The following is a 12,025-nucleotide window of genomic DNA, read 5'->3' as shown; positions in this document are numbered from 1 at the left end:
TAAATCCAGTAATAACACGGTCTAATTTGAAGACTTAATCAATATTAACCAACCGTTAATATCAGCCTACCGTTCATAAAAACCAACGCGGTAAACGTATGCAAGAAGGAACATAACATGCTAAACAAACAACCTCTGGTGTCCGCAGCAACCGCATTACCGGGAAATGCTGACCCAATCCGAATCACTGAGCGCCATTTCGTCAATCAGACCGACTTGCTAGATACCCCTACAGGTGCTCAACAAGAAGTCCTGCTTGGCATGGGATGCTTCTGGGGAGCTGAGCGTTTGTTTTGGCAATTGCAAGGGGTTGTCTCTACCTCTGTGGGTTACGCAGGTGGATACACAGTCAACCCAACCTATGAACAAGTATGCTCAGGGCAAACTGGCCATACCGAAGTGGTTCGTGTGATTTTTGACAGCAAACAAACCTCTTTAGCTCAAATACTAAAAACCTTTTGGGAGCATCATGATCCAACTCAAGGCATGCGCCAAGGCAACGACTTGGGGACTCAATACCGCTCCGCAATCTACACTTTCAGTGAAGAGCAACAGGCTATCGCTGAGCACTCTAAGCAAGAATATCAAAGAGCAATGACTGAATCTTTAGGCAACGAGATCACAACGGAAGTTCTACCGGCAGGGAAATATTTTTTTGCAGAAACCTACCACCAGCAATACCTAGCCAAAAACCCTAATGGCTATTGTGGGTTGGGCGGAACAGGGGTTTGCTTTCCTCCACAATAACTTTCAGTTCGGGTAATAAACGAAAACGATACTCATTAAAAAAGGGCTTCCATTCGGAAACCCTTTTTTGCTGTTGGTCTATTTAAAGCTTGATCAATAAAGGTCGGTTATACCGGCAGAGCAGCAATCGTGCCGTTAACTTCTTTAAAAATGGTGAGCTTTTGCTTGTCTGACACTTCAGGAAGAAGCACCTTGCCTTGGTCGAAGCGAAACTCTCCGATACCTTCGATGGCAAACTGGCCTTTGAACAGGACTTTAACGAAACGCGCCACCTGATGTGGGCGATAAGTCGAAAATTCTCTTAACATAATACAACCTCAATTCCATTTGAGTACTACAGTCAGGCACCTGAACATATCCTAGTTCAAAGCACATTTAATCGCTAAATCCGTTAGCAAACAGCAAGATAATCTGTTATTTAACTTGCTATCAATGCATTATACCTTTTGGCAACAAGTGTGCAACTTATTTCAACATCGTACGATAAAAAGTTAAAGAGGCATTTTTCAAATTTCATATTATACTTCCAATGCAAACCAATAAGCGGAACAAAAATATAATGAAAAACAAAATTCTACTGGCTTTTTTAGCCGCAGCCTCTCCACTCTTCGCCAATGCTCACAATCTATCTGTCGGTGAAACTCTACCTGCTGTCGATGTTAGCAACTATGGTGAAATTGTTATAAACGACGGCAATACCGCCTATCAAGCTTGGGCAACCAGCAATCTCCTAGGTAAAGTTCGCGTCGTTCAAGCTATTGCTGGCCGCAGCAGCTCTAAAGAGCTCAACGCCCCATTAATGGCAGCGATTACCGCATCGAAGTTCTCAGAAGACAGCTACCAAACCACGACCATAATCAATCAAGGTGATGCGATTTGGGGGACTGGGTCTTTTGTTAAATCGTCTGCCGAAAGCAGCAAAGAAGAGTTTCCATGGTCTTCTATGGTGTTAGATGAAGACGGCGCAGTCGCGTCTTCATGGGCTCTGCAAGAAGAGAGCTCTGCGATTATCGTTCAAGACAAACAAGGTAAAATATTGTTTGTTAAAGAAGGGGCGCTTAACGAATCAGAGGTCACACAAGTTATTGGACTGATTAAAGCGAACCTTTAATCAGATATTCGCGTCTTTTTCGAGACCTTGTCAAAGGATATTGTTATATTATAACAGTATCCTTTTTTAATGCTGTGGTTAATAATCCTGATGTGGCATAACACACCTAACAATGTGAAACGCAAAACAGGCTTCTTGCTTGGGCTAATGCTCATATTAAGCGTGCTAACAGCAACACATATTGTGGATATTGCCCCTAAGCATCACACTTCACATCACTGTGAGCTGTTTTCGATAAACCAATTCATTACGGCACACTCACTGCCACTGATTCCAGAAGTTCATTCTGAATTTACGGTCGCTATAACAGAACCAATACGCTCGTTGAAGCGTCTATACTTCTCTTACTTGGCACGTTCTCCTCCTGTAAAGATTCTTAATTACCACTATTTTTTAAATTAATCTTTATTCAGGAAAAAAACATGAAACCTTCTATTTTAGCCGTTGTTATCGGCATGACTGTCTCGACTAATGCTCTAGCAAACGAAGAATTCCGTTCTCATGGTGCGCACGTACATGGCCAAGTTGAAGTAAACATCGCTCAAGATGGACAAGAACTGCTTGTTGAAGTAACAGCACCAGGTGCGGATGTGGTTGGCTTTGAACATGCTCCAGAAACTACTGAGCAAAAGAAAGTGCTTGAGCAAGCTATCGCACAACTGAACAAGCCAGACGAGCTATTTAGCTTTAACAATGCGAGCTGTACGCTGAAATTTAAATCGGTGACTAACTCGCTAGAAGGCGATCATGATGAGCATGAAGGCCATGACCATGCTGAACACGATCATGATGACCACAAAGACCATGACCATGCTGAACACGATCATGATGATCACAAAGGCCATGATCATGCTGAACACGACCATGATGACCACAAAGGCCATGACCATTCAGAAGGTAGCCACGGTGAATTCACGGTTGAGTATCACTACCAATGTTCAGATGTTGCTAAGCTAGACACCGTTAGCACTCAGTGGTTCTCTAAGTTCAGCAACACAGAAAAAATGACAGTGAACCTGCTAACAGACACAGCTCAAATTCAAGAAGTACTTAACGCAGATCGTATTAGTTTTCGATTTTAATTGGTATTAAATTGAATTAAACGTGGATAACCAGCCAAGTGAGCATTCACTTACTTGGCTGTGCAAATCGGTGTGCGCTGGAAATTTATCATGCGAATAACAGTCCAGTAGATACACCGCTTTAATTAATTGGAGCTAATATGCCTTCTGACAGTTCATCACTTGTGGTCAAACTCGAAAATATCAGCTTTCGTTGGAAGCCTGAATTATCCCCAACGCTAGAGATCCCCTCACTGCATATCCAAGCCCAAGAGCACCTTTTCATCAAAGGGCCTAGTGGCTGTGGGAAGTCAACATTATTAGGGTTATTGACCGGAATAAACCAAGCAGAGCAAGGTGAAGTATCTATCCTTGGCCAAGATCTTACTCAATTGACACCTCGCCAAAGAGACAAATTCAGAGCCGACCATATTGGTTATATATTCCAACAATTTAACCTGCTCCCTTACCTGTCAGTGATCGACAACGTGACGCTTCCTTGCCAGTTCTCAAAGATTCGCAAGCAGCAAGTTGCTGAAAGTCAAAGCAGCCTGCAAGCCACCGCTCAAGAATTACTATTACGATTAAAGCTACCTCAAGCTCTAATGGACAAGCCCGTTACTGAGTTGAGTATTGGTCAACAGCAACGTGTCGCGGCAGCTCGTGCCTTAATCGGACAACCAAAGCTCATCATTGCCGATGAACCGACATCCGCTCTGGATCACGACAACCGAGAAGCTTTTATCGAACTGTTACTAGAGCAAGCCGATCAGGCAGGTTCTACTCTGATCTTTGTGAGTCATGATCCAACACTAGAAAAACTGTTCACTCGAACCATAGATTTAAAAACCATTAACCAAGCTAAGGTTGTCGTATGAAAGTCATTACTCACTTAGCCTTAAAAAGCGTACTCAATCGTAAAGCCACCGCTATTCTAACCATTCTCACCGTGGCCGTGTCCGTCATTCTCTTGCTCGGTGTAGAGCGCGTGAGAACCGAAGCCAAGAGCAGCTTTGCTAATACTATTTCAGGTACAGACCTTATCGTCGGTGGCTGCTCTGGTCAGGTAAACCTTCTGCTTTATTCTGTATTTAGAATCGGCAATGCGACCAACAATATCGATTGGAAAAGCTACCAAGAATTTAGCCAACACAACGCTGTAAAGTGGGCGATACCCATCTCATTGGGAGATTCGCATAAAGGCTTCCGCGTGATGGGTACTAACCATAGCTACTTTGAAAACTATCGCTATGGAAGTAAGCAACCACTCACTTTCCAGCAAGGAAAAGAGTTCAATCAGCTATTTGATGTGGTAATTGGTGCTGATGTCGCGAAGAAGTTAGATTACAAGATTGGTGGTCACATCATTCTGGCGCACGGTATTAGTGATGTGGCCTTCAGCCGACACGATAACCTGCCGTTCACGATTGTCGGAATACTCGCACCAACCGGAACACCGGTAGATAAAACGGTGCATGTGTCGTTAGAGGCAATTGAAGCGATTCACGTTGGCTGGGAGTCGGGGGCTAACCTCGGTCACACACCAGATGCTGAAACGTTAAAGACTTATGATTTCCAACCTAAACAGATTACTGCGATGATGGTTGGGCTTAAATCTAAGATCCAAACCTTTGCACTGCAACGAGAAATCAATAACTACCGCCAAGAGCCTTTAAGCGCAATTATGCCAGGCATTGCGCTTCATGAATTATGGGGAATGATGGCAGTAGCAGAGCAAGCACTACTTATTGTGTCAGGGTTTGTTGTTGTCGCAGGCTTACTAGGCATGCTGAGTAGTCTACTCACTAGCTTGCAAGAAAGACGCAGAGAGATGGCTATTCTTCGTGCAATGGGAGCAAGGCCTCGCCACGTCTTCGGTTTACTGATCAGTGAAGCCAGTGCCCTGACCTTTCTAGGAATCACACTAGGCGTCTCACTCTTATTTGCCCTGATCGCAGTAGTTGCTCCAATTGTACAACAAAGTTATGGTATCAACATATCGATATCCGCCATTACATCTCATGAATGGAAACTGCTCATGTTGGTACAAACCGCAGGAGTCATCATCGGCTTTATTCCCGCTTTCCGTGCATACCGTCAATCATTGGCAGATGGCATGACCATTCGAATCTAATTAGGAACCTATGATGCAACGCAAACTTCTACTGATACTTGGGCTACTTTTGTTCCCATTGATCAGCACAGCTCACGCTGAAACCGCACCGACTGACGAATCGGTATTAACTCTGGATTGGATTGATTTGATTCCGGAATCAGAACGTGCTCAGTTGGATTCGTTCGGCATGCCGACAGTTAACCACGACAGTATGGACAAACCTCAACAATCGACACTTGGCGCTGTTCGCCCTGAGCTGAATGGCAGCACAGTAAAGATTCCTGGCTTTGTGATTCCATTGGAAGGTGATGAAAACATGATCACTGAATTTCTGCTGGTACCGTACTTTGGCGCATGTATCCACGTGCCGCCACCGCCGCCAAACCAAATCATCTACGTGAAGTTCCCTAAAGGTGCACCAATACAGCAGCTATGGGATGTGATTTATTTAGTCGGTACGCTAAAAACCGAGTCAATAAGCCACGACTTAGCTCAAACAGGTTATCTTATTGAAGGCACAGCGATTGAAGAGTATGACGATATGTAACCATTAGAAGGGTGGCTCAAGGATGAGCTACCGTTACCGAACAAGTGATATCATTCAATAACAGTTTAATAACTAAAACTTTCGTCTAAGTTATACGATGTAATTAGACAAATAAGCTAGAACACCAACATAAGTAACAAGTAATATCCCTATACCAAGCTGTTTCTTCAGCTTATTATCATCCACTTGATTCATAACTCCCCCTTGATAATTACAACAAATTTAACATTTTATTATCATTATCAAAAGTGAAATTTTGTTGAAGTCTTCAACTCTGCACGCAAAATCTAGCCACTAATAAGATAAAGAGTTACATTTTAGGCAGTTAAATCGTCTCCTACGGTACTTTTATGTCTGAAACCAAACAGCCAGTAATTATTGAGCATGCAAGTGATGCACAGCATAAGCATGATAAAAAACCTCATATTGCCGACAGTGCAAGCAGAATGCGGCATATCGCACAAAGCTTCGGCTTAGATTCCTTAATCAGTCATAGTGTAAAACCAAGCGATAAAGCTGAGAGCACGCTTATCGAACGAGCCCTATTGCGTGAGAAAAAACGTAAGGAGCTGCGTCAAAAGAATCTAGAGCAGATTCTCAAATTGGCGCACTCTTCCTGTAAGGATGAAGCCGCGGGAGACCCGGATCAGGACTGGCTATACCGTTTTTTCGATATGGCGCAAGAGATCCACAATACATCGATGCAAAGACTCTGGGCTCAGGTATTAAAAAGAGAAGTTACCAATCCAGGCTCAACCTCTATGAAGGCGCTGAAAATATTGCAAGACATGACCCCAAAAGAAGCATTAACTCTGCAAAGAGCAGCTTCACTGGGCTGCAGTTTTGGCAGTGATAACAGCAGGAAACTATTACTTGGTTTTAAATCTCATGCTGGAATATTCAGCTTCGGTAAAAGAGACTCCACCAACACCATCAACCTAGGTGGACACAACCTGCCCTACTCTAGCCTGCTTCACTTAATTGAGATCGGTATCATTCTAGGTACTGAATTAGAGTCTGGTGAAATTGATTTCGATCCAGCGTTGCACCTCACTTACCAAGGTAAGAGCATGTCACTGGCACCTATATCAAAAGGGGTTAAGTTGATTTACTACCGATTTAGTCCAACAGGCAATGAGCTGTGTACCTTACTTGGCAACAAACCCAACATGCAGTACTACGACCAACTGATTACTCTGTTGAGCCAAAAATTCACGGTACAGACAGAAACGAAAAGCACCGTAAACTACACTGTTTAGCAATATGATTGAAGAGATAGGCTTGCAGTCTCGACACAACCAAGGCTACGTTACTGAAAGGGACATTCAATACATGGCTAAGTAAGCGTAGTCTCAGTCATACCACTCAACTCAATTGGCTAAAATGTTGCGCTTCTCTAAAGCGTCAATACACAGCTCGACTAGCTCATCGAGTGTTTTCTCTCCCGCGGGCAGATCTATCTCAGGGCTCTGCGGCGCCTCGTAAGCTGAGCTAATGCCCGTGAAATTCGGGATTTCTCCAGCGCGCGCTTTCTTATACAGGCCTTTGGGGTCACGCTGCTCACACACCTCAAGTGGTGTATTTACAAACACCTCTAGAAATTCACCCTCCGGCAATAAATCACGCACTAACTGTCTTTCCGCCTGATGTGGCGAAATAAACGCTGACAACACGATCAAACCCGCATCTGCCATCAATTTAGCGAGTTCACCAATACGACGGATATTCTCTCGACGGTCTTGCTCAGAGAAACCAAGGTCACTACATAGTCCATGACGAACATTATCGCCATCCAATAAATAAGTATGGTAACCAAGCTGTGCCAAACGGTTCTCTAGTGCCCCCGCGACTGTCGACTTTCCAGAACCAGACAACCCCGTGAACCAGAGCACGGCGGGCTTTTGTGATTTCAAATCAGCACGGAATGTTTTATCAATCGAGTGTTGGTGCCACACAACATTCTCATCTTTTGGCTTGAGTACTGCGGTCATAATGAGTCCTTGAAATAAAGAGCATTAAAATGGGAAAAAGTAAGGAATTAAGGTCAAGACCAACCCCGAATAGACAATCGAGATTGGAATGCCGATGCGCAGATAATCCGTGAGGTGGTAGTTACCTACGCTATAAACCAGCAAATTGGTTTGGTAACCGTATGGCGAAATAAAACTGGCACTCGCTCCAAACAAAACCGCCATAATGAACGGCATTGGGTCGACACCATAGCCAACAGCCATGCTGTAGCCAATAGGAAACGAGAGTGCTGCGGCCGCATTATTGGTCACCAGTTCAGTCAACACCAAGGTCATGAAATAGGTCGCGACTAATGCTCCGAATACACCCCAACCATTAAAGGCCTCCATAAACATCAGCCCCATACGCTCAGACAGACCCGATGAAATCATCAGTTGAGCAATCGACAGCGCTGAACCTACAATTACCACAATATCAACGGGAAAACGTCGGCGAAGTTCACCAAGCTGTACCACTCCAAAGGCCACCAGCAATAAAAGAAAGACAGCTAAACCTTTGATAATAGGTAATACGTCAGCAAGTGCTAGGCCAATTACACTGGCGAAGCCAAATAGAACTAACGTCGACTTATCAGCATCCAGCTTGGCACTCGAATCTAGGTCATTCATCAACACAAACTCTTTGTTGTGTTGCTGACGCTGCTCTTCAAAACGTTTACCGGGAACCAAAATCAAGGTATCACCAGCCGTTAAAGTGATGTTTCCAAGGCCACCTTCAAGGCGCTCATGGCCACGACGAATAGCCACGACAACCGCATCGAAACGGTCTCTAAACTGACTGGTTTTCAAGGTTTTATTGCAGAAGCTTGCCGAAGAGCTCACCACAACTTCAACAAAACTCTGGCCATTAAGGTGATGTTGACCAAACAGAGTTAAGCCTTGTATTTCTTGCAGTGTCGCTACGCTCTCGACGTCACCACAAAACAATAATCGGTCACGAGCTTGAAGAATAAAATTAGGGTCAATAGACGCGGTGGTTTTACCGTCTCGAATCACTTCCGCTAAGAAGAGTTTTCTCAGTGCCCTTAGGTTGTTCTCACTAACACTGCGGCCAACTAACGGTGAGCCCGGTTCAACTCTGGCTTCTAAGAAGTAAGGCAGATCATCTTGAGAGCCATCATCGTAGCTGGGTAGAAAGTAGCTGAGAGGAATAAGGATCAACACACCACCGACCAAGACTGCCAAGCCAATTAGAGTGGGTGTGAAAAAATTCAAGCTCGGTAATCCCGCATCTTCAACAAAGCTATTAATGATCAAGTTGGTTGAAGTGCCGATCAATGTCAACGTGCCACCTAATATAGCAGCGTATGACAACGGGATAAGCAATTGGGAAGGCGCATGTTGCTGATTACGTTTGATCGCACCGATCAGAGAAACAACGACTGCCGTGTTATTGGTAAAAGATGAAAGTAACGCGGTGGAAATACCCAACTTCGCTACTACTGTACCTAGCCGACCTTCAGATATATTGCGGCTAACCCAGCTGATTAAGCGAGTTTTCTCTAACGCACTCGATGCGAGGATCAGAAGAATTAAAGTCAGTAGTGAGGAGTTAGTGAAGTTATTAGCCAGGCTCGACAAGTCAATCATTCCTGCCATAAAAGCAATAAACGCCGCACCAGCAAAGATAAAGCTTGGCTTAATACGGGTTACGAGTAGGCAAGTAATGATGCCAAGCAAAATCGCTAATACAAATCCTTGTTGCCACATATACCCGTCCTTTATGGCGGAAACGATGGGTTTCCGCCTGATTCAATAAGCGATGACTTGGTCGTTATGACTTCAGTAGTTGGCTTAAATCTTTGGCATCCCAATGAGGGAAATGTTTGCGAACCAATGCGTTAAACTCAAGTTCAAATGCAGAGAAGTGACCAGCTTGCTGTTCAACTGAGCCCAAACGGTCTCGAATCAAACCAGCACCAACCGTCACGTTAGTCAGACGATCAATAACGATGAAGCCTCCGGTATCAGCACTTTCACGATATTTATCCAACGCAATAGTCTCGTTCAGTGACCACTCACACAAGCCAATACCATTCAGCGGTAACTCGTCAACTTCGTGAGTCGACAGGTTGTTGATGTCGTATTGGTGACGAACCGTTTCAACCTGACCAACAGTTTTCTTGCCTGCGATTTTAATGTCGTAAGCTTTACCCGGTTGCAGTGGTTGTTCTGTCATCCACACGATATCGGCTAATACGTGGTTAGTTGATTCAATTTGAGCGTTTTCCAACACAATCAAATCACCACGACTGATATCGATCTCATCTTCAAGTGTCAACGTTACTGCTAAGCCCGCTTGCGCAGATTCCAAGTCACCATCAAAGGTAACAATACGTGCAACCTTAGAGCTTTTACCTGACGGCAGAGCCTTGATTTCATCACCGACACTCACACGACCAGAGGCGACAGTGCCAGCAAAGCCACGGAAGTCTAAGTTAGGACGGTTCACATATTGCACAGGGAAACGGAACTCACCTGCAGAACGCTTTTTATCAATATCGACGTTCTCTAACACTTCTAATAAAGACGGACCTTCGAACCATGCGAGCTCTTTATTTGACGTTGCTACGTTAATGCCTTCAAGCGCCGAAACCGGCAAGATCTGAATATTGGTTTCGCCTTCTAGGTTTTCAGCAAACTCTAGATATTGATCGCGAATCTCTTCAAAACGATCTTGCGAATAATCCACCAGATCCATCTTGTTCACTGCAACGATGAAATGCTTCAAACCAAGCAGGTTAGAAATAAACGAGTGACGACGTGTTTGATCCAGCACGCCCTTACGAGCATCAATCAAGATCACTGCCAGATCACACGTTGAAGCGCCTGTTGCCATGTTGCGCGTATACTGCTCATGCCCTGGGGTATCAGCAATAATGAATTTACGTTTTTGCGTCGAAAAGTAGCGGTAAGCTACGTCGATCGTGATGCCTTGCTCACGTTCAGCCTGCAAGCCATCAACAAGCAGTGCCAAGTCAGGCTTCTCACCTGTGGTGCCCACTCGTTGGCTATCTGAGTGAACCGCGGCTAGCTGATCTTCATAAATCTGTTTTGTATCATGGAGTAAGCGACCGATTAAGGTACTTTTACCGTCATCTACTGAGCCACAAGTTAAAAATCTAAGCATAGATTTATGCTGATGCTGACTTAGATAACCTTCAATTCCTAGTTCAGCCAATTCGGCTTCTACTGCACTATTCATTTTTCTTTCCTTAGATTCTTAGAAATAACCTTGGCGCTTTTTCAGCTCCATAGAGCCCGACTGATCATGGTCAATCGCTCGACCTTGACGCTCACTGGAGGTTGCCACCAGCATTTCTTCAATAATGCCAGTGAGCGTATTCGCCTCAGATTCAACCGCTCCAGTTAGTGGGTAGCAGCCTAAAGTACGAAAACGAACGCTTTTCTCTTCGATCACTTCACCTTCTTGCAACTCCATACGCTCGTCATCGACCATGATCAGCATGCCATCACGTTCAACAACAGGGCGCTTATCCGATAGGTAAAGTGGAACAATATCGATGCTCTCTAGATAGATGTATTGCCAAATATCCAGTTCAGTCCAGTTTGATAACGGGAATACACGGATGCTTTCGCCCTTATTAACCTGACCGTTATAAGTGTGCCAAAGCTCTGGACGTTGGTTTTTTGGGTCCCACGTGTGGTTCTTATCGCGGAAAGAGTAAACACGCTCTTTTGCTCTAGATTTTTCTTCGTCACGACGCGCACCACCAAAAGCAGCATCGAACCCATACTTGTTTAACGCCTGCTTGAGGCCCTGAGTTTTCATGATGTCCGTATGTTTCGAAGAACCATGTACAAATGGGTTACAACCCATCTCGATACCTTCAGGGTTTTTATGTACCAATAAATCAAAGCCATACTTTTCTGCTGTACGGTCACGGAATTCGATCATCTCGCGGAATTTCCAATCCGTATCAACGTGTAATAATGGGAATGGAATCTTTCCTGGGTAAAACGCTTTGCGAGCTAAATGAAGCATCACAGAAGAATCTTTACCGATGGAGTACATCATCACTGGGTTATCAAACTCAGCCGCCACTTCACGGATAATATGAATACTTTCCGCTTCTAGCTGTTTTAGGTGGGTTAAACGTTCTTGGTCCATTACAGTGCTTCCTTTAAGGCTCGCATTACGAGCAATTCATTACTTGTTCTTGCCAAGTAAGGGATTTAACTCATCCACTTCAGTGAATAGGAGTATTGGCACTAGAAGAAAAAGAAGCTTCGTTTTGAGCTGTCCTTGCTATTCATCTGCCTGATACGTCCTTGACTTAGGCATTATGACGAGCCTCTCATATTACTGGAAATTCTAAAATTTCATTCTTTATTCGAAAAGCTGATAAGGGACTGCATTTATCGATAGATAGACCTATTAAATCGATATCA

Annotated in this window: 13 protein-coding genes; 8 read left to right on the top strand and 5 right to left on the bottom strand. The window is 44.3% G+C overall.

Annotated elements, in window-relative coordinates; genetic code table 11:
• The first annotated feature begins 117 nt into the window (after positions 1-117).
• A complete protein-coding gene (gene msrA / locus OCT63_RS05345; RefSeq protein ID WP_269983324.1) occupies positions 118-747 on the top strand; it encodes a peptide-methionine (S)-S-oxide reductase MsrA in 630 nt (209 codons plus the stop codon).
• Between the two features lie 107 nt (positions 748-854).
• Here the strand turns inward: msrA and OCT63_RS05340 are convergent, their stop codons facing one another.
• The gene (locus OCT63_RS05340) at positions 855-1,055 is read right to left on the bottom strand and encodes a DUF1107 family protein (protein ID WP_017055346.1); all 201 of its coding nucleotides are present in this window, start codon (positions 1,053-1,055) and stop codon (positions 855-857) included.
• A 251-nt stretch (positions 1,056-1,306) separates the two neighbouring features.
• On the opposite strand from OCT63_RS05340, the gene OCT63_RS05335 reads away from it, so the two are divergent.
• The 7 genes from OCT63_RS05335 to OCT63_RS05305 all read left to right on the top strand — a co-directional run bounded on the left by OCT63_RS05335 (position 1,307) and on the right by OCT63_RS05305 (position 6,841).
• Complete coding sequence (locus tag OCT63_RS05335) at positions 1,307-1,858, top strand: YtfJ family protein (RefSeq protein WP_269983323.1); 552 nt, start codon at positions 1,307-1,309, stop codon at positions 1,856-1,858.
• A gap of 90 nt (positions 1,859-1,948) precedes the next feature.
• The gene (locus OCT63_RS05330; RefSeq protein ID WP_161686770.1) at positions 1,949-2,260 is read left to right on the top strand and encodes a DUF2607 domain-containing protein; all 312 of its coding nucleotides are present in this window, start codon (positions 1,949-1,951) and stop codon (positions 2,258-2,260) included.
• A 20-nt stretch (positions 2,261-2,280) separates the two neighbouring features.
• Positions 2,281-2,940: a zinc uptake protein ZrgA gene (zrgA, locus tag OCT63_RS05325; protein ID WP_161686755.1), complete on the top strand. Its 660-nt coding sequence runs from the start codon at positions 2,281-2,283 to the stop codon at positions 2,938-2,940.
• Between the two features lie 140 nt (positions 2,941-3,080).
• The gene (locus OCT63_RS05320) at positions 3,081-3,797 is read left to right on the top strand and encodes an ABC transporter ATP-binding protein (protein WP_161686753.1); all 717 of its coding nucleotides are present in this window, start codon (positions 3,081-3,083) and stop codon (positions 3,795-3,797) included.
• Complete coding sequence (locus OCT63_RS05315) at positions 3,794-5,053, top strand: ABC transporter permease (protein ID WP_269983322.1); 1,260 nt, start codon at positions 3,794-3,796, stop codon at positions 5,051-5,053. Before OCT63_RS05320 ends, OCT63_RS05315 begins: the two co-directional genes overlap by 4 nt.
• Positions 5,054-5,066: 13 nt before the next feature.
• Positions 5,067-5,582, top strand: coding sequence for a DUF3299 domain-containing protein (locus OCT63_RS05310; RefSeq protein WP_060468698.1), 516 nt, complete (start codon positions 5,067-5,069; stop codon positions 5,580-5,582).
• Positions 5,583-5,932: 350 nt separating this feature from the next.
• Positions 5,933-6,841 (top strand): TIGR03899 family protein, encoded by a 909-nt coding sequence (locus tag OCT63_RS05305; RefSeq protein WP_060468699.1) that lies wholly within the window; start codon positions 5,933-5,935, stop codon positions 6,839-6,841.
• A gap of 111 nt (positions 6,842-6,952) precedes the next feature.
• Here the strand turns inward: OCT63_RS05305 and cysC are convergent, their stop codons facing one another.
• The 4 genes from cysC to cysD form a co-directional block, all read right to left on the bottom strand.
• On the bottom strand, positions 6,953-7,573 hold the full coding sequence (gene cysC, locus OCT63_RS05300) for an adenylyl-sulfate kinase (protein WP_060468700.1): 621 nt from the start codon (positions 7,571-7,573) through the stop codon (positions 6,953-6,955).
• Positions 7,574-7,597: 24 nt separating this feature from the next.
• Entirely contained in the window at positions 7,598-9,322 is a 1,725-nt protein-coding gene (locus OCT63_RS05295) for an SLC13 family permease (protein WP_017055355.1), read from the bottom strand.
• 64 nt (positions 9,323-9,386) lie between these two features.
• Positions 9,387-10,817, bottom strand: a complete 1,431-nt coding sequence (gene cysN / locus OCT63_RS05290) for a sulfate adenylyltransferase subunit CysN (protein ID WP_017055356.1) — start codon at positions 10,815-10,817, stop codon at positions 9,387-9,389.
• An 18-nt stretch (positions 10,818-10,835) separates the two neighbouring features.
• Complete coding sequence (gene cysD / locus OCT63_RS05285) at positions 10,836-11,780, bottom strand: sulfate adenylyltransferase subunit CysD (protein WP_268810613.1); 945 nt, start codon at positions 11,778-11,780, stop codon at positions 10,836-10,838.
• Positions 11,781-12,025 lie beyond the last annotated feature (245 nt).

The organism is Vibrio sp. RW (assembly GCF_027587105.1).
GTDB classification, from domain to species: Bacteria; Pseudomonadota; Gammaproteobacteria; order Enterobacterales; family Vibrionaceae; genus Vibrio; species Vibrio toranzoniae.
Note: the sequence above shows the minus strand (reverse complement) of the source record. Positions and strands in the feature narration are given on the sequence as shown.

Bases quoted from the DNA above. Each gene is read 5' to 3' on its own strand.
- OCT63_RS05335 (WP_269983323.1), top strand. From the start codon at position 1,307: ATGAAAAACAAAATTCTACTGGCTTTTTTAGCCGCAGCCTCTCCACTC.
- OCT63_RS05315 (WP_269983322.1), top strand. From the start codon at position 3,794: ATGAAAGTCATTACTCACTTAGCCTTAAAAAGCGTACTCAATCGTAAA.
- OCT63_RS05340 (WP_017055346.1), bottom strand. From the start codon at position 1,055: ATGTTAAGAGAATTTTCGACTTATCGCCCACATCAGGTGGCGCGTTTC.
- cysN (WP_017055356.1), bottom strand. From the start codon at position 10,817: ATGAATAGTGCAGTAGAAGCCGAATTGGCTGAACTAGGAATTGAAGGT.
- OCT63_RS05330 (WP_161686770.1), top strand. From the start codon at position 1,949: ATGTGGCATAACACACCTAACAATGTGAAACGCAAAACAGGCTTCTTG.
- OCT63_RS05305 (WP_060468699.1), top strand. From the start codon at position 5,933: ATGTCTGAAACCAAACAGCCAGTAATTATTGAGCATGCAAGTGATGCA.
- OCT63_RS05320 (WP_161686753.1), top strand. From the start codon at position 3,081: ATGCCTTCTGACAGTTCATCACTTGTGGTCAAACTCGAAAATATCAGC.
- zrgA (WP_161686755.1), top strand. From the start codon at position 2,281: ATGAAACCTTCTATTTTAGCCGTTGTTATCGGCATGACTGTCTCGACT.
- OCT63_RS05310 (WP_060468698.1), top strand. From the start codon at position 5,067: ATGCAACGCAAACTTCTACTGATACTTGGGCTACTTTTGTTCCCATTG.
- msrA (WP_269983324.1), top strand. From the start codon at position 118: ATGCTAAACAAACAACCTCTGGTGTCCGCAGCAACCGCATTACCGGGA.
- cysC (WP_060468700.1), bottom strand. From the start codon at position 7,573: ATGACCGCAGTACTCAAGCCAAAAGATGAGAATGTTGTGTGGCACCAA.
- OCT63_RS05295 (WP_017055355.1), bottom strand. From the start codon at position 9,322: ATGTGGCAACAAGGATTTGTATTAGCGATTTTGCTTGGCATCATTACT.